This is a genomic window from Azohydromonas lata (genome assembly GCF_034427735.1).
In the GTDB taxonomy this organism is placed as follows: Bacteria; Pseudomonadota; Gammaproteobacteria; order Burkholderiales; family Burkholderiaceae_C; genus Azohydromonas; species Azohydromonas lata.
Window position 1 is genome coordinate 274,055 of record NZ_JAXOJX010000001.1, and the last position, 22,483, is coordinate 296,537.

19 protein-coding genes and 2 pseudogenes are annotated in these 22,483 nt (G+C 65.6%); 12 read left to right on the forward strand and 9 right to left on the reverse strand.

What is annotated here, in order from left to right; translation table 11 throughout:
- The first annotated feature begins 233 nt into the window (after positions 1 to 233).
- Complete coding sequence (locus SM757_RS01265) at positions 234 to 1,574, forward strand: MFS transporter (RefSeq protein ID WP_084150446.1); 1,341 nt, start codon at positions 234 to 236, stop codon at positions 1,572 to 1,574.
- Here the strand turns inward: SM757_RS01265 and SM757_RS35500 are convergent.
- The gene (locus SM757_RS35500; RefSeq protein WP_084150447.1) at positions 1,469 to 1,897 is read right to left on the reverse strand and encodes a recombinase family protein; all 429 of its coding nucleotides are present in this window, start codon (positions 1,895 to 1,897) and stop codon (positions 1,469 to 1,471) included. The genes SM757_RS01265 and SM757_RS35500 overlap by 106 nt on opposite strands.
- Before the next feature lie 493 nt (positions 1,898 to 2,390).
- On the opposite strand from SM757_RS35500, the pseudogene SM757_RS01270 reads away from it, so the two are divergent.
- From SM757_RS01270 to SM757_RS01285, 4 genes and pseudogenes are all read left to right on the forward strand, one after another.
- Positions 2,391 to 2,525 (forward strand): annotated as a pseudogene (locus tag SM757_RS01270) (IS5/IS1182 family transposase); the annotation flags it as partial.
- Positions 2,526 to 2,634: 109 nt separating this feature from the next.
- The gene (locus SM757_RS01275; protein ID WP_322463892.1) at positions 2,635 to 4,338 is read left to right on the forward strand and encodes a phage integrase family protein; all 1,704 of its coding nucleotides are present in this window, start codon (positions 2,635 to 2,637) and stop codon (positions 4,336 to 4,338) included.
- A 160-nt stretch (positions 4,339 to 4,498) separates the two neighbouring features.
- Positions 4,499 to 5,194: a YecA/YgfB family protein gene (locus SM757_RS01280; RefSeq protein WP_322463893.1), complete on the forward strand. Its 696-nt coding sequence runs from the start codon at positions 4,499 to 4,501 to the stop codon at positions 5,192 to 5,194.
- Positions 5,195 to 5,212: 18 nt separating this feature from the next.
- Complete coding sequence (locus SM757_RS01285) at positions 5,213 to 5,557, forward strand: hypothetical protein (protein WP_322463894.1); 345 nt, start codon at positions 5,213 to 5,215, stop codon at positions 5,555 to 5,557.
- A 76-nt stretch (positions 5,558 to 5,633) separates the two neighbouring features.
- On the opposite strand, the gene SM757_RS01290 is transcribed toward SM757_RS01285, so the two are convergent.
- Positions 5,634 to 6,581, reverse strand: coding sequence for a LysR family transcriptional regulator (locus SM757_RS01290; protein WP_322463895.1), 948 nt, complete (start codon positions 6,579 to 6,581; stop codon positions 5,634 to 5,636).
- 144 nt (positions 6,582 to 6,725) lie between these two features.
- Between SM757_RS01290 and SM757_RS01295 the strand changes: the two genes are divergently transcribed.
- Complete coding sequence (locus SM757_RS01295; RefSeq protein WP_322463896.1) at positions 6,726 to 8,171, forward strand: MFS transporter; 1,446 nt, start codon at positions 6,726 to 6,728, stop codon at positions 8,169 to 8,171.
- Between the two features lie 172 nt (positions 8,172 to 8,343).
- A complete protein-coding gene (locus tag SM757_RS01300) occupies positions 8,344 to 8,607 on the forward strand; it encodes a hypothetical protein (protein ID WP_322463897.1) in 264 nt (87 codons plus the stop codon).
- On the opposite strand, the pseudogene SM757_RS01305 reads toward SM757_RS01300, so the two are convergent.
- Both SM757_RS01305 and SM757_RS01310 read right to left on the reverse strand, forming a co-directional pair.
- Positions 8,599 to 9,199 (reverse strand): annotated as a pseudogene (locus SM757_RS01305) (RNA 2'-phosphotransferase). The gene SM757_RS01300 and the pseudogene SM757_RS01305 overlap by 9 nt on opposite strands.
- Before the next feature lie 354 nt (positions 9,200 to 9,553).
- Positions 9,554 to 10,054 (reverse strand): hypothetical protein, encoded by a 501-nt coding sequence (locus tag SM757_RS01310; protein ID WP_322463898.1) that lies wholly within the window; start codon positions 10,052 to 10,054, stop codon positions 9,554 to 9,556.
- 321 nt (positions 10,055 to 10,375) lie between these two features.
- Between SM757_RS01310 and SM757_RS01315 the strand changes: the two genes are divergently transcribed.
- Both SM757_RS01315 and SM757_RS01320 read left to right on the forward strand, forming a co-directional pair.
- Positions 10,376 to 11,206, forward strand: coding sequence for a hypothetical protein (locus SM757_RS01315; protein WP_322463899.1), 831 nt, complete (start codon positions 10,376 to 10,378; stop codon positions 11,204 to 11,206).
- A complete protein-coding gene (locus tag SM757_RS01320) occupies positions 11,203 to 11,838 on the forward strand; it encodes an RES family NAD+ phosphorylase (RefSeq protein WP_322463900.1) in 636 nt (211 codons plus the stop codon). Before SM757_RS01315 ends, SM757_RS01320 begins: the two co-directional genes overlap by 4 nt.
- Positions 11,839 to 12,615: 777 nt before the next feature.
- On the opposite strand, the gene SM757_RS01325 is transcribed toward SM757_RS01320, so the two are convergent.
- The 4 genes from SM757_RS01325 to SM757_RS01340 all read right to left on the reverse strand — a co-directional run bounded on the left by SM757_RS01325 (position 12,616) and on the right by SM757_RS01340 (position 15,666).
- A complete protein-coding gene (locus SM757_RS01325) occupies positions 12,616 to 14,217 on the reverse strand; it encodes an ATP-binding protein (protein WP_322463901.1) in 1,602 nt (533 codons plus the stop codon).
- Between the two features lie 208 nt (positions 14,218 to 14,425).
- Positions 14,426 to 14,722 carry a hypothetical protein gene (locus SM757_RS01330; RefSeq protein WP_322463902.1) on the reverse strand — a complete coding sequence of 99 codons (297 nt, stop codon included), beginning with the start codon at positions 14,720 to 14,722 and terminating at the stop codon, positions 14,426 to 14,428.
- Positions 14,723 to 14,732: 10 nt separating this feature from the next.
- Positions 14,733 to 15,050: a hypothetical protein gene (locus tag SM757_RS01335; protein WP_322463903.1), complete on the reverse strand. Its 318-nt coding sequence runs from the start codon at positions 15,048 to 15,050 to the stop codon at positions 14,733 to 14,735.
- A 13-nt stretch (positions 15,051 to 15,063) separates the two neighbouring features.
- Entirely contained in the window at positions 15,064 to 15,666 is a 603-nt protein-coding gene (locus SM757_RS01340) for a hypothetical protein (RefSeq protein WP_322463904.1), read from the reverse strand.
- A gap of 496 nt (positions 15,667 to 16,162) precedes the next feature.
- Here SM757_RS01340 and SM757_RS01345 point away from each other — a divergent pair, with 496 nt between their 5' ends.
- Complete coding sequence (locus SM757_RS01345; protein ID WP_322463905.1) at positions 16,163 to 16,999, forward strand: DUF1845 domain-containing protein; 837 nt, start codon at positions 16,163 to 16,165, stop codon at positions 16,997 to 16,999.
- 61 nt (positions 17,000 to 17,060) lie between these two features.
- Here SM757_RS01345 and SM757_RS01350 read toward each other — a convergent pair whose 3' ends face one another.
- A complete protein-coding gene (locus tag SM757_RS01350) occupies positions 17,061 to 18,371 on the reverse strand; it encodes a replication initiation protein (RefSeq protein ID WP_322463906.1) in 1,311 nt (436 codons plus the stop codon).
- A 1,090-nt stretch (positions 18,372 to 19,461) separates the two neighbouring features.
- Here SM757_RS01350 and SM757_RS01355 point away from each other — a divergent pair.
- Both SM757_RS01355 and SM757_RS01360 read left to right on the forward strand, forming a co-directional pair.
- The gene (locus SM757_RS01355; protein ID WP_322463907.1) at positions 19,462 to 20,688 is read left to right on the forward strand and encodes an AAA family ATPase; all 1,227 of its coding nucleotides are present in this window, start codon (positions 19,462 to 19,464) and stop codon (positions 20,686 to 20,688) included.
- A gap of 5 nt (positions 20,689 to 20,693) precedes the next feature.
- Positions 20,694 to 21,731: a ParB/RepB/Spo0J family partition protein gene (locus SM757_RS01360; RefSeq protein WP_322464206.1), complete on the forward strand. Its 1,038-nt coding sequence runs from the start codon at positions 20,694 to 20,696 to the stop codon at positions 21,729 to 21,731.
- Positions 21,732 to 22,483 lie beyond the last annotated feature (752 nt).

Below are 22,483 nucleotides of genomic sequence, written 5' to 3' on the forward strand. Positions count from 1 at the left end.
GGGTGCAGCGATAAAAGCTGCCTTGCCGGTGTGCCTGCCCCGGGGCGTGCCAGTTCCGCAGGCACGACGGCGCCGGCATCTCGCGCGCGAAAGGACGCGGGCCGTTCCGAGCCCGCTGCGAGCTGCCGGCATTTCCCTCAACCCCTGGAGGGCCGCCCGTACGGGGCCCGCTTCAGCCACAGGGCCGTCGCCCCGCGCGGGAACGACATGGCCCACCTGCCTGGAATCACCCCATGAGCAACACACGACCGGTCGCAGACCGATCCATTCCGGTCGATGGCGGCGCGAGCGCTGCTGGCCACGAAACGCACTCGGGCAGCAACGGCCTGCGCCTGGACCTCAGCGAGTTCCGCGTGGCCTGGCGCATCGTGATCATTGCCACGCTGGGCATTGCGGCCAATGCTGCGGCGTCGATGCTGTATGCCTTCGGCTCGCTCACTCTGCCCTGGCAGCAGGCTTTCGGATGGGAGCGCAGTGCGATCCAGTCGGCGGTGGGTTTCCTCTTCCTGGGCGCCATCGTGAGCGCGCAGGTGGTGGGCTGGCTGAACCGGCGCTACGGCATGAAACGCGTGACGACCGTGTCGCTGCTGGCGCTGTCGCTGGCCTACGTGGCGATGACACAGATGGGGCCATCCATCAGCAGCCTGTACGTGATGCTGGTGGTGCTGTCGTTGTGCAGCATGGGTACCATGCAGGTCACCTGGACGCACATCGTCAACCTCTGGTACGAACACAACCGCGGGCTGGCCCTGGCGCTGGTGCTTTCGGGCACGGGCCTGGCCGCCATCATCATCCCGGCCGCCGTGAGCGCTGCCACGGCGAAGTGGGGCTGGCAGGCCGGATTGCTGGTGCTGGCAGTGCTGCCGGCCGGCATCGTGCTGCCCCTGGTACGGCTATGGATGGTCGAGCCGGGTGAGGTTGCAGCAACGGCCTCGGCACGCAGCACCCAGGTTTCCCGCCCGGCGCCGGGAGGCGTGCCCTTCAAGGCTGCGCTTCGCAGCCCGCGCTACTGGGCACTGAACATCGCCTTGTCCATGGTGGTGGCCGCCGTCGTTGCCATGGTGACGAGCACCGTGCCGTTGCTGCGCGACAAAGGGCTCGATGCCTCAACCGCCGGACAGGTCTTCGGCAGCTTCGGGCTGTCGCTGATCCTCGGACGCGTGGTCGTCGGCTACCTCGTCGACCGAGTCTGGGCCCCAGGTGTGGCTGCCGTGGCGATGGCGTTGCCGGCGCTGGGATGCTGGCTGCTGGGCCACACCGCCCCCCACGACACCATGATGCTGGCACTGGCCGTGATGCTGATCGGTATCGGCGCCGGCGCGGAGTTCGACATTGCGGCGTTCCTGATGGCACGCTACTTCGGCATGCGCGACTACGGGCCGCTGTTTGGCATCCACCTCGGGATGATCACGTTGGCCTCTACCGTTGCTCCGTTACTTTTTGGGCAGCTCTACAAGAGCACGGGCGACTACGACTCGATGCTGACCATCTGCACCGGCTTGTTTGTCGTCGGTTCGCTGATGCTGCTGCCGCTGGGACGGTATCCGCGTTTCGAGGCGGCCAGGCCCTCCTGAAGCCACAGCGGCGGCAAGCCGCGAGGCGGCTCTGTTGCAACAGCGTTCACACAAGGAAAGTCGTAACCCATGCGGAGCGCAGTTCCTCTGGGAAGCCGGTCAGGCTGCGGCCGGCAAACAGCTGGCCTTCGGCAACTATGCGGGTCGCTGCTCATCGGGCGATCAAGAAACTCCACCGCGCAGCCCACCCGGCTCAGTTCCTCGATCAGCACCATCCAATGCACGTAATTGCGCACCAGACGGTCCGGCTCGGTGACCAGCAAGCAGTTGATCTCGCGCGCCTTGGCAGCATCGCGCAACCGATCCAGCCCGGGCCGTGCCAAGGTCGCACCACGCAGCTCTCATCGCGAAACACATGCGGTGGCTCAAGTTCCCAGCCGTCGGCGGCATGTGCTCGGACGTGGTCGTTTAGAAGTTCGAGCTGCTGCTCGATGGTCTGTCGATCGACCTGATGGCTGGTCGATACGCGCACGTACAGGGCGATCCGAATGCGGGCGATCCTGACTTACCTCCACCGGGGCGCCGGCGACCGGCTCCACCGGTACGCTCGGCTTGACAGTCGCCCACTGCAGAAAGAGTTGGTACGTTCGATCCCAGCGTTGTTGGCCGACGGGAATTGCCACCCCGCTGCGCCGCACGCTCCAGTCCGCTCGTCGCGGCCGCTGGTTGCCGTTCATCGCGTCCTCCGCTGTGCACGACATCGAGCGGGGCAGAGTACGGCGCGGAAAACTCGACTCGTGGCCGCTGGGGACGCGGCCAGCTGAGCTGTAGCCGCTCGCAGCGGATCAGGCAAAACTTGTCACTTGTGATAAGGCCATTGAGCGCACGATCTCCTGGCTGCACCAGATGCGTCGGCTGCGCACGCGCTTTGAGAGGCGTGCTCACATCCACCAGGCCTTTCTGACCCTGGGCTGCGCGCTCATCTGCTGGAACCATTTGCTGCCTTCGTAGAGCAAAAAGTTAAGCTTCTAGTTGTGTGAACGTTGATTGACGCCCACTCCATCATGCAAAAGCATGCTGCTATTGAGATAGGTCTTATCTATCACAGTAGCATCCTCGGGTGACCAAACCTGGCCCGCGTAAAACGCCCGGTACCCCTGCCGGGTTGGACGAGTTGCCCGACGCCGCGGCGCTGGCGGCGCTGCGCGCTTGGCACGAGGGCCTGCCGGCACGCGTCGCCGTCGAGCAGTACCTGCCCCAGGCGTTGGAAGACGGTTCATCAGCGCGCGGCGTACTCGGGGCCACCCGGCGGCGGCTGCAGCGCTTGGCGCGCTCGCGCCACCGGGCAGACCTGGAACAGACCTTCGCCGTGGAGCACCGCGGCGACGCCGCCCACGCCCGCGCCGTGGCCCAGGCCATCGAGACGCTGCGCACCCTGCCCCGGCCGCAGCCGCTCATCGGCGACCGGGTGGACGCTTGGCTGCCCGCGCGCATCGCCGCCGCACTGCAGGCCGCGGGCATCGACACGCTGGCAGCGCTGACGCTGCGTGTGCCGCGCCGACGTCGCTGGTGGACAGCCGTCCCCGGCTTGGGTGCCACCGGCGCACGCCAGGTGGAAGCCTTCTTCGCCGCACGCCCACAGCTAACCGAATGCGCCCGCGCGCTGGTGGCGGTGCCGCCCACGGATGTGCAGCCGTGGGAGCGCATCGCGCTGCCGCAGGACCTCGACGGCTCGCAAGGGCGCTTCCGCGCCCCGCGTGAGAGCTGCGCGCTCGACGCCCGCGATGACTACGCCGCGGTACAGGCCTGGCTGCAGCGCCACGAGTCCGAGGCCACGCGGCGCGCGTACCGCAAGGAGGCCGAGCGGCTGATCCTGTGGGCGGTGCTGGAGCGCGGCAAGGCGCTGTCGTCGCTGGCCTCCGAGGACGCCACCGCCTACCGCGCCTTCCTGCGCCGGCCTGCACCTGTAGCGCGCTGGATCGGGCCGCCACGGCCCCGCCACTCGCCCGAGTGGCGACCGTTCGCCGGGGCGCTGTCGGCGCGCTCTATCAAGTACACGCTCTCGGTGCTGGGCGCCCTGTACCGCTGGCTGGTCGAGCAGCGCTACGTGCTGGCCAACCCCTTCGCCGGGCTCAAGGTGCGCGGCGCGTCATCGACGGCGCCGCTGGACGCCGCGCGCGGCTTCTCGCAAGCCGAGTGGCGGCTGCTGCGGGTCATCGCTGACGGCTTGGAGTGGTCCTACGGCTGGAGCGCGCCAGCGGCGCAGCGGCTGCGCTTCGTGCTGGACTTCGCATATGCATCGGGGTTGCGCGCCAGCGAGTTGGTGGGCGCCACGCTGGGCGCTATCGAGACCGACGCGCGGCAAGGGTCCTGGCTGCACCTGGTGGGCAAGGGCGCCAAGACCGGCAAGGTGGCCCTGCCGCCACTGGCCCTCACGGCGTTGGAGAGCTACTTGGTGCAACGGGGCTTGCCCGTGACGCCCATGCGCTGGGCGTCCGACACGCCGCTGGTGGGCCGACTGACCGATGACGTCGGCGGCATCACGACGGCACGGCTGTGGGCGCTGATGCGGCGCTTCTTCGCCACGGCCGCCGGCCTCCTCAAGGCCGACAACCCCCCGATGGCCGAGAAGCTGCGCCGGGCCAGCCCGCACTGGACAAGGCACACTCATGCCAGCCATGCTCTGGAACGCGGTGTAGAGCTCACCACCGTGCGCGATAACCTGCGTCACGCCTCGATTTCCACCACCTCGACCTACCTGCACAGTGACGACACCAAGCGTGCGCGCGAGATGGCGGCGGCCTTCGGTGCTCAGCGGCGCTGAGCCACGCAGGGAGCAGTGTGACTGAAACAAATCCCGCTCGGCTGCCTCCAGCGCGTGCCTGAAGGGCCCCGGTGGCTTGCAGCTGTGCGGCCGCAGTGATGGGCAGTTCCAATACGCCACAATGCCGCAGCAGTGCGCCGCACGTCCGACCCTCACGCCCATGCTTGCTGCCTCAACCCCCGTTTCTCTCACCGAGCAGGAGCTCGACCAGCTCCAGGACGCCCTGCAAGCCGGCCCTGCGGCCATGAAGCTCGAAGCGATGGACGGGTACTTCACGGCGCTGATCTGCGGGCCGGTGTTCGTGCCGCCGACCGAGGCCGTGCAGCAGGTGCTGGGCGACCAGTTCACCTTCGACAACGACGAGCAGGCCGGCGAGATCATCGGTCTGATGATGCGGCACTGGAACTGGATCGCCGCGGAACTGCAGCGCACCCTGACCCAGCCGGATGTGTACCTGCCGGTGCTGCTGGAGGACGACGCGGGCGTGGCGCACGGCAACGATTGGGCGCACGGCTTCATGCGCGGCATGCAGGCACGCCCGGGCAGCTGGAACGAGCTGATTGCCAGCGACAAGGACGGCGGCTGCGTGGTGCCGATGATGATGCTCGTTCACGAGCACGACCCAGATCCCGGGATGCGGCCGCCGCCCATCGATGCGCAGAAGCGCCGGGAGGTGATCGCTACCATGATCGCCGGCGCGACCCAGTGCTACCGCCACTTCGAGTCGGCCCGGCGCGCGGGTGCCGCCGGGCCCGCGCCACTGCGCCGGCATGTTCCCAAGATCGGTCGCAACGAGCCCTGCCCCTGCGGCAGCGGGCGCAAGTACAAGCACTGCTGCGCCCAGACGCTGCACTGAAGACACAGGACAACACCCGTGAGCCAGGATGACTTCCCGCTGGACGCCAACGGCCCGGCCTATACCACACCGCAGCAGCGCCATGGCGTGCCGCTGGTCTACGTCGGCGAGAAGCTGGGCCACGCGATCGAGGAACTCCATCACTTCGCCCGCCATCATCCACAGCAGCGGCAGGCGCTGGTCGCGTCGATGCACTACCTGCTCGTGGCGCACCTGGGCCTGCACAACATGCTGGCCAAGGCCAATGACCGATCACTGGCGCTGAGGCTGCTCGAAGGCAGCGAGGCCGAGCTGCGCAGCTGGCTGGCGCTGATCGAGCGCGAGGGCGACGTCGCCGGTCTGGCGGGCCTGGACGCGCCCTGAGCCGGGGCCGAGCCTCAAAGCCAGCCACCGCCCTCGCGTCTGACAAGCGCGTCCTGCCTTGCCGAGTTCTCAGCGCCTACGAGGCCTGCTCAGGCAGCGCTGGGGGCCGATGCGCCAGCAGCGCAGCCGGCTCGGCGCAGGCGTCCCGGACGCAGCCGCGCAACCAGCGGTGGGCCGCATCGGCATCCAGCCGCGGATGCCACAGCAGCGACACCGTGATCTCCGGTACCGGTACCGGTACCGGCAGCGGGAAGCACAGCATGCCCGTGCGCAGTCCGGCAGTGTGGCGCTCGGGGACGCTGGCGATGAGGTTCGACGCGCGCGCCAGTGCCAGCGCCGCGGAGAATCCGCCCACGACCGCCGCGACGTCGCGCTGCAGGCCCGCGGTGGCCAACGCTTCCTCCACCGGCCCCTGTGCCAGGGCACGCCGCGCGACGAGCACATGCTTGCCCTGCGCGTAGCGTGCGGGCGTGACCTCGCCCTCGCCCAGCGGGTGGCCGGCGCGCACGACACCGACGAAGCGGTCCCGCAGCAGCGCCTGCGTCCGCACTTCCGGGCCCATGGTGCTGCTGACCACGCCGGTTTCCAGGTCCACCGTGCCGTCGCGCAGCAGCGTGCTGTCCTTGTCGAGCTTGGGCATGAAGCGCAGCCGCACGCCGGGCGCCTCGACGCCGACGCGCCGGATCAGCTCCGGTCCGAAGGTTTCCACGAAGCCGTCACTGGTACGCAGTGTGAAGGTTCGCTCCAGCCTGGCGAGATCCGGCGCCGTGGCGGGGCGCAGCGCCGCCACGGCGTCCTGCACGATGCAGTGCACCTGCTCGCGCAGCTCCAGCGCCCGCGGTGACGGCACCAAGCCCCGCCCAGCGCGCACCAGCAGCGGATCGCCCGTGGTTTCCCGCAGCCGTGCCAGGGCCCGGCTCATCGCCGAAGGACTCAGGCGCAGCCGCCGGGCCGCGCCCGCCACGCTGCCTTCGGCCAGCAGGACGTCGAGCACGACGAGCAGGTTCAGATCGGGGTGTGACATGGCGGTCGCACCAGCGTAAGGGGTGCTGACATGGCGTCAGACGCACGAATGAAGTGCAGATGATGCGCCTTCCGCCGTGACCGGCCCCTCCCTATCGTGATCGTGACGGCTGCAGATTGGCAGCCCTTGATCAGGAGAAGGCTCATGTCGGGAACCTCGGCACGTCACCAGGCCCCGGCCGCGGCGGGCGTCATTGCGCCGGCCGGCCGGGCGCCGTGGGCGCTGGCGCTGTGCGCGCTGCTGCCCGCGCTGGGCACCAGCATCGCCAACGTGGCGCTGCCGACCTTCACCGAGGCCTTCGGTGCCTCGTTCCAGCAGGTGCAGTGGGTGGTGCTGGCCTACCTGCTGGCCAACACCACGCTGGTGGTCGGCGCCGGGCGGCTGGGCGACTTGGTCGGGCGCCGCCGGCTGCTGCTGGCCGGCCTGCTGGTCTTCACGGCCGCCTCGGCGCTGTGTGGCGCGGCACCGTCGCTCGGCTTGCTGATCGCTGCCCGGACCGCCCAGGGCGTGGGAGCGGCCGTGCTGATGGCGCTGTCGGTGGCGATGGTGGGCGAGGTCGTGCCCAAGGCACAGGCCGGGCGGGCCATGGGGCTGCTGGGCACGGCTTCGGCCGTCGGCACGGCCCTGGGCCCGACGCTGGGCGGACTGCTCATCGCCGGCCTGGGATGGCCGGCTGTCTTCTTGGTCAACGTGCCGCTGGGCCTGCTGGCCTTGGGACTGGCATGGCGCCACCTGCCCCGCGACCGCCGCGCCCCAGACGCGGCCCGGGCCGACTTCGACGGGCTGGGCACCGTGCTGCTGGCCCTGACGCTGGCGGCCTACGCACTGGCGATGACCCCGGGCCGCGGCCGCTTCGGAATGCCCAACCTGGCGCTGCTGCTGGTGGCCCTGGCGGGCCTGGCGCTGTTCCTGCGGGTGCAGGCACGCTCGGCGGCGCCGCTGATCCGGCTGGCGCGGCTGCGCGACCCCGTGCTGGGCGCGGGCCTGGCGATGAGCGTGCTCGTCTCGACAGTGATGATGGCGACGCTGGTGGTGGGGCCCTTTCACCTCGGGCGCGCGCTGGGCCTGCAGACCCTGCACGTCGGCCTGGCCCTGTCGGCCGGTCCGTTGGTCGCGGCGCTGGCTGGCGTGCCCGCCGGGCGCCTGGTGGACCGCTTCGGTGCGCGGCGCATGACCGTCGCCGCACTCGCCGGGATGGCCACAGGCTGCCTGGCGCTGTGGCTGGCGCCCACCGCCTGGGGCGTTGCCGGCTTCGTGCTGCCCATGGCCCTCGTCACGGGCCACTACGCGCTGTTCCAGGCGGGCAACAACACCGCGGTCATGGCGGACGTGGCCGCAGACCATCGCGGCGTGGTGTCCGGGCTGCTGAACCTCTCGCGCAATCTTGGACTCGTCACCGGGGCGGCCGTCATGGGCAGCGTGTTCGCCTGGGCCGTTGGAGGCTCGGACTTCGCTGCGGCCTCGCCCGAGTCGGTCGCCGGCGGCATGCGCACGACGTTCGCGGTGGCGGCGGGACTCATCGGCGTCGCGCTGGGCGTCGCGGCGCTCAGCAGGGGCGGCCTGCGGCTGGGGCAGCATTGGAAGACGTAGGTCATGTGCAACGCAGCCAGGCTCCTGAACGTTTTTGGCTTGCTGCCCGGCACCGCCTGAGAACTCTGTGATGGTCTCGTGCCCGGGTGGCGGGCCCCGGGAGCCGCACGATGGACGCAGGCGCGCGTGTTGCCGCAACCCCATGCATGAATCGTGAATCGGGTCGGTCAGCATGGGCCTGTCGGTAGAACTGGACGCCGCCGGCAACGAGGCCCGGCCTTGCGCCGTCCACTTCGGCTCCCGGCGCGTGGCGGTCAACGAGGTTTGCGACCGCTGGCATGGCCGGGATCGCACCTGGTGGAAGGTCGCTACCGACGAGGGCTTCTACATCCTGGTGTGCGAGGACTCGACCGGCCAGTGGGACCTGGCCGCCGTCGTGGGCAAGACGCCCCGGGACGATGCCTGGCCTGCGCCGCCGCGCGGTCCCTCACACTGAAAACTTGATGCCGGCGCTGCAGGCGCCGCCACATCGGCCGGCGCGGCGCAGGAATGCCGGTGGTACCCGGGCCGTCAGCCACACCCCGTTCTCGGCCTGGTGGAACACGAAGCCCTGCGCATGCATGCGCGCGGCGTCCACCACGAGCACCACGGGCAGCCCGTAGCGGATGCCGACAGCGCGGGCCGTCTGCTCGTCGGCCGACAGGTGCACGTGGTGCCGCGAGCCGGGCTTGAGGCCTTCCCGATCTATCGCCGCAACGAAGCGCGAAGCCGTGCCGTGCCGTGGAACAGTACCTCGGGCGGCTGCCGCGGCTCGAACTGGCGCTGCACGCTACGCGTCGAGTGGCCCTGGACCGCACGGATGCACTGGCCGTCACCGGAAAGCTCGAAGCGCCTCTTGTTGTTGGTGGCCACGACCTGCTCGATGAGCGCGCGGGAAAGCTGCTTCCCCTGCCGCGCCGCGCCGCGCCGGCAATGAGCTCGTTCACGTTACTCCAGCCGTCGGTGTCAAGCGCCACGCCGATGGCCTCGGGCTGGTGGCGCAACACGAAGCTCAGGAACTTGCTGGCCTCGACAAGCCTGCCGCTCACGCAGGACCCCGGTCCGAATTGGCGCTCAGCCGTTACCAGCGAGACCTTGTCCGCGCTCACGCAGTACCTGCCGCATCAAGCTGACACCACCTTGCGTGCAAGCTTGGCAAGCTCGGGCTCAAGGCCCAAGCGGCTGGCCCGCGTCCAAGCAGCGTTGGTCATACCGCCGCGGGTCGAGCCAACGCCCGCCACGCGACTCGCAATCGGCACGCTCGGCCTGCTCGCTGCTGCGAAAAGCTAAAAGAACCCCCATGGAAAGTAGCAGCAGTGCGGCCAGCACCACTGTCATCCAGGTGCCTGGGCTTCGTTGAACATTCATCATGTGAAGACGCCGACGAGCTCATGGCTGCCGGTTCAGTTGGCACCGGGCAGCATTAGCGGCAGTGGCCGACAGGCCCGCACCGGGCGGCGCTGCGCATCCAGCTCTACCCAGCCCAGCACCCCGGTGGGCTGTCCGGTTTCCTCCAACTTGATCGTGAGAACCAAGCCATCGTTCTCACCCAACTCATCCCCTTCCTCGGACCGGTAACGCTGCAAGGAAATCTCTGCCGTGACAAGTGCCGTGTCCGCCCCGGCCAAGTCATGTGCCTGTGCCAAGAGCATGTCTTCGACTTCGTGCAGCGGTACCTCCGGGGAGCAGTCCAGGACGGCACGCTCGACGCCTTGCACAAGATCGTCGTGCCGCCAGGCAGTCCAGCGCCGCTGAAAGCCGGCCAGCTGCACCTGAGGGCCCATGTGGCGTGCGGCTAGGCGCGCGTAGAGGTCCAGCAGCAGACGGCTGGGACGCAGAGGCAAACCGTGAGTCATGAACAGGCCAGGAAGAACTGGAAGAGAAAACTTCGCGGGATCGGCCACACACGCAACCGTTCCAGCGGGGTACTGTATAAATATACAGCATCTAGATCACTGACACGGCACTGCTTCGACAAACCGGAGCGTCTGCCTTCGCAGGCCAACTCCCTGCTGGGTCTGCACGCATGACTGATGGTTGGATTTTTGGAAGTCGATCCAACCGTTGCCTCCTGCAAGAGCAGTCGGCACGTTGGAATCGGACAGGCAGTAGGTCGCTGGCCTGTCCTCTTGACGAGAAGGCCTCTTTCCTGGCGTAAGTATCGGTTGATTCGGTTTAGCCAGTCTCTCTTGAGCGCTACAATGGGCGCACTCAGGAGATACACCATGGCTGCTGTCCCGGCTGTCGCAAAGTCCGTCCAACGCCCAGCGCGTACCGGCACGGCCAAGGCGGGCAAACAGCGCCCACTGGCCGATGTGTCCATGCACCTTCACCGGGAGTTCGCTCTGACACCGGCCTTGGCGGAAGCGGCCGAGAAGCTGCAGCAGGCTCGGCGGGAGATAACGCAGCACAAGACCGCGGCCGCACCGGTCGAGCCCAGTGTGGTCATGGACGTCCTGGCGCTGATGGAGAGCGCCAGCAGCCTGCTCAAGGCGTTGCCCCTGGACGGCGTGATGCCTGACTTGCGCAGCCGCAGCGGCGCGCGCAGCACCTACTACCGCCAGCGCAAGCAGATGCTGGACCGGTTCCGGCAAGTGGTCGCCGATGTTGAGCAGGCGCAAAGCCGGCTTGAACCGGCCCGCGTCGAAGAGCAGTCGGCCGAGCAGACGACGGCCTTCATGGAGAAGATACGCTGCGAAGCCGAAGAAAGCCTGCGCCGGATGATCGGCAGCGGCGAACTTGTCAGGGGCGACGTGCTCGCCGAGCGGCTGGGCATGAGCATGCAGGCGGTGAGCAAGGCCCTCGCTGCGCGGCGCATGTTCTGCGTCGAACACAAGGGCGTGCGTTACTTCCCTGCCTGGCTGGCGGACCCACGCCACGATCGCAAGCAGATTGAGAAGGTGTCGAAAGCACTGGGCGACATGCCGGGAAGCGCCAAGCTGGCGTTCTTCACTGTTCCCCGCGGCTCGTTGGCCGACCAGACGCCGCTGGAGGCTCTCGCAGCGGGCAAGCTGGCCCTGGTGCTCAACGCGGCGCAGGCCTTTGCCCAGACATGAGCGACAAGAAAAAGAGCCCGCTCCCAGACATCTGCCCACGTCCCCCGAACGATTTTCACAAGCTCAATCTCAGAATCAAACAGGTTCTGCCCTCGAAGCTCTACCGTAGCGGCCCCCGTGACAGCGGCGAACCTTTCTTTGGTCGGACTGCGGCCAACCGCTTCGACGCCCCGGACAAGGCCTATGGCACCTGCTACCTGGGATTGGATCTTCACACAGCCCTTGCCGAGACGCTGCTGCACGACCTGCGGCCCGTCGGCGGCCGGTTCCTCGTGGCCGCAGCACAATTTGCTTCGCGCTGGATCGTTCGCTTCGAGAATGTCGATGATCAAAGGCTCAAGCTGGCGGACCTGACCGGAATCGGGCTGCTGCGCGCCGGCGGCCATGCCGCACTGTCCGGCGTCGTGCCCTATGACGTGCCGCAGCAGTGGAGCCACCAGGTCCATACGCACCCTGCGGGCTTCGACGGCATCCATTACTTTTCGCGCAAGCTCAATGATCGTCCGGCTGTCGTGCTCTTCGACAAGTCCTCCACCCGAGCCAAGTTGGGGCCGCCGATCTACACCGCCTTGCCCAGCGTGAAGGGCATCGACCGGATCTGCCGGGACCTGGGCATAGAGTTCTTCGTTTGAGGTAGACCGAACTGCCGCACTGTCATGAGCGATGGGGTCTGTGAGAAAAAGGGCGGCAGACGAAGCTGTGCAGGACGGGAATTGGAGGCTGGATGTACCTTGGAGGACAGGGCCCACCTCGGCGAATCGCCCTGAAAACTGGTTCAGTTGGCGCTTCTCATGCCAGTGGTGGACACCGCGAGAGCGTTGCGTGCGCAATTTTATACGTTCCTCTCGCGCCTGGGCTTGCCGGTGACCCGTTGCAGTAAGGGCAGGCAGCCTGCCTTGTCGCCTGTGCGTTTCACCACGCCGCTGCTAAGCGGAAGTCAGGTCTTTGCCGCTGGCGTTGCTGATCGCTTCCACCAAAACCGCTGCAGGGTCGGACAGACGCCAACTCCACTCGTGCCTGGCTTGGGCATGTTGGATAGCTCCAGTGATCTCATTCGAAGCTTTTCCAAGATGCGGGCCAAGCGGCGTTCCAGGTGAAAAGCGCGCTGTGCCGGCAGCGGCAAGCCTCTACAAATGCCACCGGGAAGGCACTTCATCCGCCGGTTCCCCCGGCCGGACAAGCTCCATGCCCTCGATGTTTGATATCCAGTTGGTCCAGCAGTTCATGGATAAATCCCAATATCAACCGCCTAATCTGGCTCGGCGGCTATGAGCGTAGCGATCCGCATCACCAGAAGCGCATTCCGCTCCAGCGAAACTTGCGAAACACGACGACCCTTTCCACAGCGCACAACCCGAGCACGCTGTGGAAAGAATCATGAAGGATTCTTTCCCGGCCTACCCAGCGTATTACGCCTGGCTGACCGTGAGTGTGGCGTCGGACGAACCGATGATCAGTCGGAACCGTCTGCCACTGAGCTGCGGGTAATCCGTCCAGCAGATCTCCTCCAGCACACATTGGAGCAAGGCCACCGGGTCAGGACAGCGAAGCTTGCGCATGAATCGCGCGAGCAGGTCCTCATCGACCCCGCAAGCCAGTTCATCGACATGGTCTTGCGCAGTCCTGTAGTCGCTGACCTGCATCACGACCTGGCCGTCGCGGCAGCCGCGCGGATAGAGGATCGCGCCGTCCCAGAACATCGCCTTGTCCCGGATCACCACCTTGTCGCCGCCGTGGACGATCTCGATGTGGTCGCAGGCACGCACCGGCGCTTGCGCGTAGGTGCCACGGAAGTTGGCCTCCGCGGTGACGTCCACGGCCGTCACGGTCACGGCTTCCCGTGTCAGGTCGCGCAAGCCGTGCTGGACCCAATGGTTTGGACCGAGCATGCCGAGATCGACCAGCACCAGCGACGCGGCCTGGGCGTACATCAGCGTGGCCACATTCGGGCCTTCCAGGCCAGGTTCGTACGCGGCCAACCGCACTACGCCGGCGTCGATATCCGAGCGATGCAGATGCGACTCCCCGACCAGGCGGTAGTCGCATTCCTCCCGCATCGGTACGCCCGGATAGGCCGACACCAGCGAGTAAGCGCGGCGCGGCAATACGTCCACGTCGTCGAAGACCTCGAGCAGGTCCTTGCAGCGCGCGGCCTCGTAGTAGCGATTCACGAAGTCCTGCGGGGCCATCACGGCCTTGTGCTGCAGCAGCGTCAGCCTCCACGTCCGCTTGATCCTGCGGTCGATGCGCTCGCAGGCCTCCAGCGGGTCGATGAGCTCCGTACGGTCTGGCAGACGAGCGGCAAAGCGCTGCAGGTCAAGGTGAATGACGTCAACCTCACCCTGCGACAGGTAGCCAGCGAGCGCGGCGTCGGCCACGAGCAGCCCCTGCAGGTAGACGGCCACCAGGTCGGAAGGTCTACCGGTTTCGACGCCGGCGAGATGCACCATGCCGATAGGCGTTTTCACGAAGGGCCGCGCATCGAGCGCATGGGAACGCTCGCACGGCTCGCCGTTGAAGTACACCGGGATCGGGAAGCTTCGCACCATGCGGCCGATGATGACGCGAAGGTGCGGCAGTTCGACGCCATCGAGCTGTACGACCGTCTTGCGACGGTCCGTCTCAGGTACCGGAACGACTTCCAGCTCGGCTTGTGCCAGCGCATCGGCGCACTCGAACGCCAGCGTCATCCCGCGGGACGTCACGGACACCGACTTGGCGGCGTACAGGCATTTTGAGAACCCTATGCCGAAAGCTCCTTCGCTGTTGGCCAGCTGCTCGTCCCAGCCACTTTCGTGAAGACTCAGCAGCTTCTGGAAGTCGTCGATGCCACAACCATCATCGGTGAAGCGCAACCGCTGAATCACGTCCAGGTACTCGACGTGTACAGCCGATGCGCCGGACCGGCGGGCGTTTTGAAGCAGCTCCGACAGCACCGTATAGCGGTTGCCGAAGGCGTAACGACCGTTGCGCAACGCGCCTTGCTCATTCACTTGAACATGCACTTTCATGATCAGCTCCATTGGGAAAGCAGGACGCGGCGCCGCCGAGGCGGATGCGCGACCCGCTTCGGGTTGAGGTGGGTGGCGTCACCGCGGTATGAAGCCGCGGGTAGCCGGTATCGAACCAAGACCCTGCGGGCTTGCTCGGCCGCATGCTTGCGGTGCACGACAGCTGCAGTCGCAGCCGCGTACGTCGGTCAAGCCGGTATCAGCTGTGTCAATGGAGCGCGCTCGTGAAGAGCGCGCCACTGACCATCGCCTTGCCGATCGCGTGCTTGTGCAAACCGTGAGCTGGCGCGCGAAGCAGCGGATGCACTGCCGTCCCGCTCTCCGACTCGCGCTGGATTTCGTACCCGTTCTGGCAAAGCCCCACGCGGTACGCGATCCTTTCTGCCCCAAGCACGACGAACTCACGGCCGCGCTCTGCGGTCAGGAGTTCGTACTCCTTGACGTAGTAGCCCAGCATTTCCCGCGACAGGACCTGACGCAGAGTGGACTCAACAGCCGTGTTCATGGCATCTCTCCTATTCGTCGATGACCGTACAACGCAGTTCGCGCGCCGGTCCGGTTTCTGATTGACCTTGGACGATCGTCACGGGCTCCGCCGAGGCGCGCACGAGACGGCGTACCGCCTCGTGTCGCTCTTCGATTGGCACTTGGCACAGCAAGCACAGATGCTGCGGCGCACGCCGGACGGCGTGGCCCTGCAACCCGGCCGTGGCGTGCGAAGCAGCATGTGAGACCGGATCACCATTCGTGTCACGGTCCAACGCACCCGCTAAGCCGAACAGCACAATCAGCATGGCCAGCGCGAGCCGCGAGGGAATCGCGGGAAGTTGCATGGTCAGCTCCCGCCTACGGACAATCCGAACCAAACAGGTCCCCTTGAGGACCCTGCTCTCGTGCTCGGATCTGCTCGTTGATCCACTGGGGATTGCGCTGCAGTTCCCGGCACACCATGTCGGGCTGGGCCCGAACCAGATCGCGCACCCACTGGGGGTACCGTTCCAGCGTCGCTGCAATCCAGCGCCGCGAGTGCCAGCGCAGCCATGCACGGATGTCGTCGGCATCCACCAGGCCGACGTAGGGCGCCGGCGACAGTGGGCTTGTGCCGACGACCCGAAGGCACTGCGCGAAGCTGAAAGGCTCGGCATCGTGCTCGGACTTCGCGAGGGCCCAGGCCAACGTGTCGAGCTTCTCCTCCAGCGGCGTTTCAGGGTCTGCCAAGCGAGGCAGTTCCTGTAGCAGCCGCCAGTGCAGGTACACGACGTCCTGCTCGGACCATTCGACAGTGCGTCCGCCGAGGTCGCCAAGCATCTCAGCTACAGCCTGCTGCGCGCTGGGCGGCAGGTCTTCGAAGGTCAGCTTGAGCTCTTCCTGACCAAGCAGTGCACCGGGAACAGGTACGGAAGTTGGGTCGCGCGCGGATGACGCACACGCCCGGTGATGAACGGACATTGCTGTCTCCCAAACGGGCGAAGCAATGCGCTGCAGGGGAACTCCTGCGAGGCACATTGCCCCGCAGGGTTGATGACGTCGGCATCGATGCCGACCGCTTGCGCTGGTTTGAACTGGCGGCGTGAGCCGCTTGATCGGTCTACCAGCTACCGATCAGAAAGCTTTTCGGCGCGCGACCCCGCTCAGGGCGTGGCGTCGCGCCTCGAAAAGCCAAGCTGTCAGCTCGGCTGGTAAGAACGTTTCCGCTGGGAGCGGGTGTGCGCCGACCACTGGGGCGGCGCCTTGGGTGGCTTGCCTGATGCTTGAGTGCAGGGCCAGCTGCTGCACATGCCGCCAAAGTAAATCCGACCACGGCCGCTGTCAACGCTAGCCCGCAACGAGGGGTCTGCGGGGGGTTGGGGCCTGATCTTCGGAAAAAACGGCGGGATTTTTCCTGGAAACGATCCGGATGCTTCGTGATGATTGGCCAGCTCCCTCACGCAAGTGATGCGCACAAATGGACAACTTCAGACAGCTACCGGCGATGGTCCGGACCGACCATGGCGAAGCCAACAGGCGCATCCTGGCCAAGGAAACGCCAGCGGATTTCCGCCGGGTGGAAGCCGCGGCCATCACGCGCCGGACCTCGCTGCACAGCGCGGAGGGCAAGCGGTTGTTCGTGCGCTTCTTCTACGTGCTGCAGTCCAGGGTGTACTACATCTCCACGATTGGCCGGACGCGTAAGAGTCATCAGGAAATCGAAACCCTGGAACTACAGATCAAGCAGGCCATCGCCAATGCCAGCAAGTTGATCGACAAGCTCATGGACGGCATGGAGCAGCGCCTGAAGGAATCCAGCATCGACGCTGTTGCCTCGTTCACGACGACCCCTATGGAAGAGGACGTTGCAATCGTCTCGGCCATCGGCAGGCGCTACTTCGAACTCATTCACAAGCTTGACCAGTTGATGCCGTTGCTGCAGACGCTGGAGATCGAGGAGTTGGTGACCGAGACCGAGCTTGACAGGATGCGGGCCAAGGCCAAGCGCATCACCGGGCGCCCTGCCTCCCTGGCAAGGCTGCTGGCGGACCGGTTGCGCATGGAGATGCGCGATCCAGGGCCCACGGCCATGCCCGCTGCTGTTGCCACTGGCTTGGATGAGGCAGCGCCGGCCGGGTCGGACGCGGGAATCAGTGCAAGCAGCGACGCCCTTGCCTTGATGCAGACCGCAGCGACGGCGACACCGGTGCTCGATGTCGGGCGGTCGGAGTCGTCGCTGCCCGAGCTGGCGAGTCGCGCGGCGGAGAGTTCGGCTGTTGCAACGATGGCAAACGGAACGGACCGCTCGGTCTGAGCGCGTCCTGGCTGTACCGCGCCTCCCGGCCATCCGCGGCGTCAGGCGCAGGCGGCTTACCTTACGGGGCCGACACTGCGGAATTCACGGAAAGCCGCTCGCTGAGATAGCGGACAAAGACAGGACCGACCATGCGTCCGGTGGGACCGTTGCGTTCCCAATCCGTCTTGTAGCTGCGATGCAAGCCAGGCAGAACCGCACTGGCGAAGGCCTGCCGATACGCCAGCTTGACCTCCTCGCTGCACTGCGCGTACAGGCTGATCGCCTCGGCGTTGCGCCTCTCCCGGGTCTCCAAGTCGGCGACGGACATCGAGGTGAACGGGACGGGCGCGGGCGGTGGGGACGTCGTTGGCATGGGCTGGGTCTCGACCACTGTCGGTTGGCTTGCCATCGACAAGGGCAGTGACCGCCTGTCGAGTACTTCCTCCAGCCAGCGATGCGGCGATGCGACGAGCTCGGCCGCCGCGTTTTTCATGCGGGCTTCAAGCAAGTCCAAGCCACTGCTGAAGGCCGCATCGCCATGGAGCTCGATGAGGCGTTCTGACCATCTGACGCCTATGCCCAGCGCAGCTGCCCGGTCATAGAGCATCAGGTCGACCGGCTCGATGTTCGGTACCTGGACTTCGCGCTGCGCGCTGGTATTGGGGCGTACCTTGAACTGGATCTCGCTGATCGCCCGCCCCTCCTTGTGGGTGACAAGTTCGATCTCGATCTCCGACTGGCTGTTGATCTCGCTGATGGCGCGCTTGAGAACATCGCGATGGAACGTCTTGTACTCGCCGCCCTCCTTCATCGTGCCGGGCTGCAGGCTCAGGGCATCACGCCACCACCGCCAGTGGTGCCTGGTCGTGAGCATCGAGTTCTTGTAGCGCGAGCAGATCTCGTAGAGCGCGAGTGCCGAGATCGATCGCAACCGCGCGTTGGTCACCAGCGAAATGGTGGCGTAGGGCATCGGCTCCAGGATGTCGCGCTTGAAGATGCTGCTGTACTCCCACCAGATGACGTTCTGGCCAGCAACCACGCCGACCTCGACACCGCCGATCAGCTGTGACGACGACCAGCCGACACCGCCCCGCCCGACCGGCGACTCCCATTGGATCAGGCAAGTCTGCATCTCGCGAACGATCTGTTTCAGGGCCGCATTGTCGTTCCCGCCGTAGTCGATGATCTTGGCCAGCTTCGACAATGGCGCTGAATAGCGTGGCCTCTCCAGCCCCTGGCGCTGTGCGACGTAAAGCATCGCGTTGTACATCTTGCGCGCGATCAGGGTGAGCGAGACGGATGAGGCACGCAGCACCAGCATGCGTTCGGACTTGCGCAGCTGCTGCGGCTCACCGCTTTCGCTGCTGATCTTTTTGGGGGCGGGGGGCATCGGTGAGTCTCCTCTGGACAGTATCTCACCTCAACCTCAGGATCGCTTCCAAGGAAATGTCGGTGACCTGTGACCAACCGTGCGCCAGCCGTGGTTCCGTCCTCACTTGAGATTCCTGCGTAACCGCGCCGTCTATCGGCATGTCTGGTACGGCCACGCTGTCTGCAGGCGATACGCCACGACGACGCTACGTGAAGGGGTCGTCGCACACCTGCCGACAGCACAGACGCGTTCCGCTGTGCGGGATGCTTCTGCAGAAGAAGAACTGCAAGCAGCGCCCGGCCTCGGCCAGACGCCCGGCCCCCGTCTTCGTCTGATCAGCATGACGCAGGCCCTCGTCATGCAGCAACGCTTTCGGCGCAAGTGCGTGCGCATGGCCAGCAGGAGCGTCGATGCAAGTGCTATCGCAGCGTTGCCGGCAAAGCGGATGCAGCTGGTTCCTCACGTTCAGTGGTTATGAGCGTGCTGGCGCAGGCGGCCAAAGGTGAGACGTTTCCGGACCCTGGTCGACCGCAGCCCTTGATTCCGCAAACTTCCCCAGGACAAAGGAGCGGGAACCGCAATGGTTCGAAAGGTGAGACGTTTCCGGTGGCTCTACGTTGCTGCGACGTTGCGATGCTCCTGTCCCGTGGTTTCGGTGCGTTTCCAACCGCGTCGAGCGGCGAAAAACGGTGAGGCCGGAGAAGCCGTGCTCATGAAGGAGGCGCTCAGGAGCACTAAAGGTGAGATGTTTCCTGGGGTCGGTGCCAACCCAAGCGGAAAGCACGATGCAGCATCACTGCGATGGAGGTGGGCGCTGACTCTTCTCTGCGCCAGCCCCAGGATTCAACTCACCCAAACCCCCGTAAGGCACTCACCAATCCTCAGCTATCAACACACCGCAGCCCGTTTTCAACTCACCGGCTTTCCGGTTTCAACTCACTCAAAATGGTGTAAGTCGCTGATTTAAAAGAAGTTTTTGGCCCCTGTATTGGTATTGGTAGTTGAGTTGTATTTTTGTATCCACGTAGTTGGCGCCATACCACTAGTCCGTGATTTATGATCGAATCCGTCGAATTTCACGGACTCCGTCCCCAAGCGAGCATCCATAGTGAGCACACGTACCCTTCCCTATCCCAAGGTCCCTCTCAGCCGGATTTCCCAGGCTGCTGAGGTTGCAGCTACCACACTGGAAACGGTACGCGGTGCGATCTTTGCGCCGGACAGGGTGAAGACGCCTCCCACCCTGTCCACTGGGAAGCTGGCAGCGTTGTGCGGCATCTCCAATGACCAAGTGCTTTACCGGGTGTCGCGAGGTGACCTTCCCAAGGGTGAAGTGGCCCGGGGCAACAACCGCCGCTTCTTCACTGTGGAGGAGGCTTCGACCTGGGCTCGCGCGTACCGATCCGACAAGTTGCGCCCCCAGGGATGCAGGGCCGTGACAATCGCGGTTGGCAACTTCAAGGGCGGAGTCAGCAAGACGACGACGTCGATGACCTTGGCACAGGGCCTGGCACTGCGTGGCCACAAGGTGCTGGCCATCGACTTGGACCCACAGGGAAGTCTCACGACGCTGTTTGGCTTCGGGCATGAGATCAGCACACTGCCAATGGACGACACGCTGGTGCCGCTGTTCGCAGGCGAGAAGGACAGCGCGGCTTACGCCGTGAGAAAGACCTACTGGCCCAACATCGACCTTATCCCGAGCAATCCCAATCTTTACAACGCCGAGTTCCTGCTGCCTGCCCGTCAGATGCGCGAGGGCACCGAAGGACTTGTTTTCTACATGGTTCTTGATGCCGGCCTGGAGGAGTTGCGCGATCAGTACGACGTGATCCTGATCGACACGAGCCCGTCGCTTAGCTTCACGGTGATGAACGCGTTCAACGCGGCTGACGGACTGCTGATTCCCTTGCCGCCCAACAATCTCGACTTCGCGTCCTCAGCCCAGTTCTTCGGTTTGTTCTCCGAGCTCGCCCAGAACGCTGCCTACAACGGCGGACGGTCGGAGTTCGATTTCGTCCATGTGCTGCTCTCCAAGGTCAAGGCAGGCGACGACAACGCGACCACCGTGGCGACGTGGATCGCCAAGGCCTACGGCGAGTTCGTGCTTCCGGTGGAAATCCCCGACTCCAAGGCGGCCGGCACGACATCGCTGTCGTTTGGCACCGTGTTCGACGTGACAACCTACGAGGGGTCCAGGGCAACGTTCGCTCGCGCGGTGGATGCGGCAAACCGCGTGGTCGACATGCTGGAGTCGTCGATCGGAAAGGCTTGGGCCAATCAGACCGCTCAGCGCGCCCTGTTCGGCGTTGAAGCCAGGGAGGCCGCACTGTGAGCAAGATGAAGGACCGGATCGCGCAGGCAACTGCGGCGGTCGAGAAGATCCAGCCAACAGCCTCGGCGGCAGCCGTGCCACGTCCTGCAGAGACGGTGCCTGGGGCCACGTCGACTGCGCCGCTGACCTCGCAGCCTCGTACGGCACCGGGAACCTTGCTGGCCATGATGGGGGTCCAGAAGGACACCGAACGCGAACTGGCAAGCCTGCGAAAGCAGCTTGAGAAGTGGGTCGGTGCTCAGCCGACCTTGCCGCTGGATCCCGCCAGCATTACGCCCGGCCCTTTTCCCAACCGTGACGCCGAAAGTTTCGAAGGCAATGAATGGGAAGAGTTCAAGGCCGCCATCGAGAAGACGCGCGGCAACGTGCAGCCTATCCTGGTCAGGGCCAATGCCGGGCAGGAAGGCGTGTACGAGATGGTGTTCGGTAGGCGCCGTACCCGTGCTTGTGCAGAACTCGGGTTGAAGGTGCTGGCCGCGGTGGTCACTGACATGACCGACATGGCCCTGTGGGAGGCCATGGAGTATGAGAACGCCGGGCGTGCCAATCCTTCGCCGTACGAGCAGGGACGCAGCTACAAGCTTGCGCTGGACGCGGGCCTGTTCACGTCGCCCACGGCCCTAGCTAACAGGATCGGCAAGGACAAGGGGCTGGTGCGTCGCTATCTGCTCCTTGCGTCACTGCCGGCTGAAGTGCTCGAGGCTTTCCCGAGCAAGCGCAGCATTCAGAAAGGCTGGGCAGAGAAGCTTGCCGACGCAGTCCAGAAGGATCCGGACGGAGTCTCCCAGCGTGCCCAGAAAGCAAGGGAAGAGAAGGGCCGGCTGGGTGCACGGGAAGTTTTCGAGATTCTGACGGTGTCGGCCAATGCGCGGCCGCAGCGCATAGAGATCGCGGGCAGCCATGGGCGCCCGGTTGCCACGCTCGAATGTGCGGACCGTTGGCTCTCCGTCAAGTTATCCAAGGAGATGAGGCTGACGCCGCGCTTGGTCGAGGCAATCCAGGCGTTGCTAGAGAAAGAGCGCGACAAGCTGCACAAGCAATAGTGCACCGCAGAACTGCTACGCAACCCGGGCTCCCTTCGAGGAGCCCTTTTCATTTGCCCTGTGGTGGATGCATGCTTTGCATCTGCCCATTCTGCTGTGGTGGCCCGGGGCCACCAAATAGCAGCGGCTCGCCGATTCCGCTGCAGCCTTAAGAAGACGGAGGTTCGTTGGTCGAGGGACTGGTCTTTTGCAGACTCCGTGGTGTACATGGTTCAGCGCTTGGCCGTGTCAGAAGCCGGACTCAAGCTACAACGTAAGCAGAGCAGCAGGATCGACGTTCGTGCACTTCCGAGGCTCGCCGCGTACCACATTGCATCGGAGTGACCCGACCGCCGGCGGTGCGGTAGCCGCTGAGAATGCCGCTCGCGCCGTAAGAGACCATGGACCGGCCATCAACCGGCCAAGCGGCGCCACCCAGCAACTCTGTCGCGTGCTGATGCTTCACCAAGGATGCCCCTTGATGAAACGGCCGCGGGTACATCGATCGGCATGGCGGTTGAACCTTCCATGCCTCTTGCAAATTTGCTATCTGACGCACCACTGCAGCGCCCCGATGCATGTGTTGCAGCGGCATCCTTCAGGCCGGCACACCATGACTAGGCGGCTATGGCCACTCCCGTTTGCCAAGCCGCTGCTGTGCTCCCCAGTGACCATCGCTGCAGCAGCGCTGTCGGTGGCCTGAGGCCACCGGGGGCAGGGCCCAAATCTGATACGCCGGCGAAACGAAGGGGGTCAGTTGGTCGACGTGCGTC

Bases quoted from the DNA above. Each gene is read 5' to 3' on its own strand.
- SM757_RS01330 (WP_322463902.1), bottom strand. From the start codon at position 14,722: ATGAACACGGCTGTTGAGTCCACTCTGCGTCAGGTCCTGTCGCGGGAA.
- SM757_RS01335 (WP_322463903.1), bottom strand. From the start codon at position 15,050: ATGCAACTTCCCGCGATTCCCTCGCGGCTCGCGCTGGCCATGCTGATT.
- SM757_RS01280 (WP_322463893.1), top strand. From the start codon at position 4,499: ATGCTTGCTGCCTCAACCCCCGTTTCTCTCACCGAGCAGGAGCTCGAC.
- SM757_RS01340 (WP_322463904.1), bottom strand. From the start codon at position 15,666: ATGTCCGTTCATCACCGGGCGTGTGCGTCATCCGCGCGCGACCCAACT.
- SM757_RS01320 (WP_322463900.1), top strand. From the start codon at position 11,203: ATGAGCGACAAGAAAAAGAGCCCGCTCCCAGACATCTGCCCACGTCCC.
- SM757_RS01315 (WP_322463899.1), top strand. From the start codon at position 10,376: ATGGCTGCTGTCCCGGCTGTCGCAAAGTCCGTCCAACGCCCAGCGCGT.
- SM757_RS01265 (WP_084150446.1), top strand. From the start codon at position 234: ATGAGCAACACACGACCGGTCGCAGACCGATCCATTCCGGTCGATGGC.
- SM757_RS01325 (WP_322463901.1), bottom strand. From the start codon at position 14,217: ATGAAAGTGCATGTTCAAGTGAATGAGCAAGGCGCGTTGCGCAACGGT.
- SM757_RS01300 (WP_322463897.1), top strand. From the start codon at position 8,344: ATGGGCCTGTCGGTAGAACTGGACGCCGCCGGCAACGAGGCCCGGCCT.
- SM757_RS01295 (WP_322463896.1), top strand. From the start codon at position 6,726: ATGTCGGGAACCTCGGCACGTCACCAGGCCCCGGCCGCGGCGGGCGTC.
- SM757_RS01290 (WP_322463895.1), bottom strand. From the start codon at position 6,581: ATGTCACACCCCGATCTGAACCTGCTCGTCGTGCTCGACGTCCTGCTG.
- SM757_RS01360 (WP_322464206.1), top strand. From the start codon at position 20,694: ATGAAGGACCGGATCGCGCAGGCAACTGCGGCGGTCGAGAAGATCCAG.
- SM757_RS01350 (WP_322463906.1), bottom strand. From the start codon at position 18,371: ATGCCCCCCGCCCCCAAAAAGATCAGCAGCGAAAGCGGTGAGCCGCAG.
- SM757_RS01345 (WP_322463905.1), top strand. From the start codon at position 16,163: ATGGACAACTTCAGACAGCTACCGGCGATGGTCCGGACCGACCATGGC.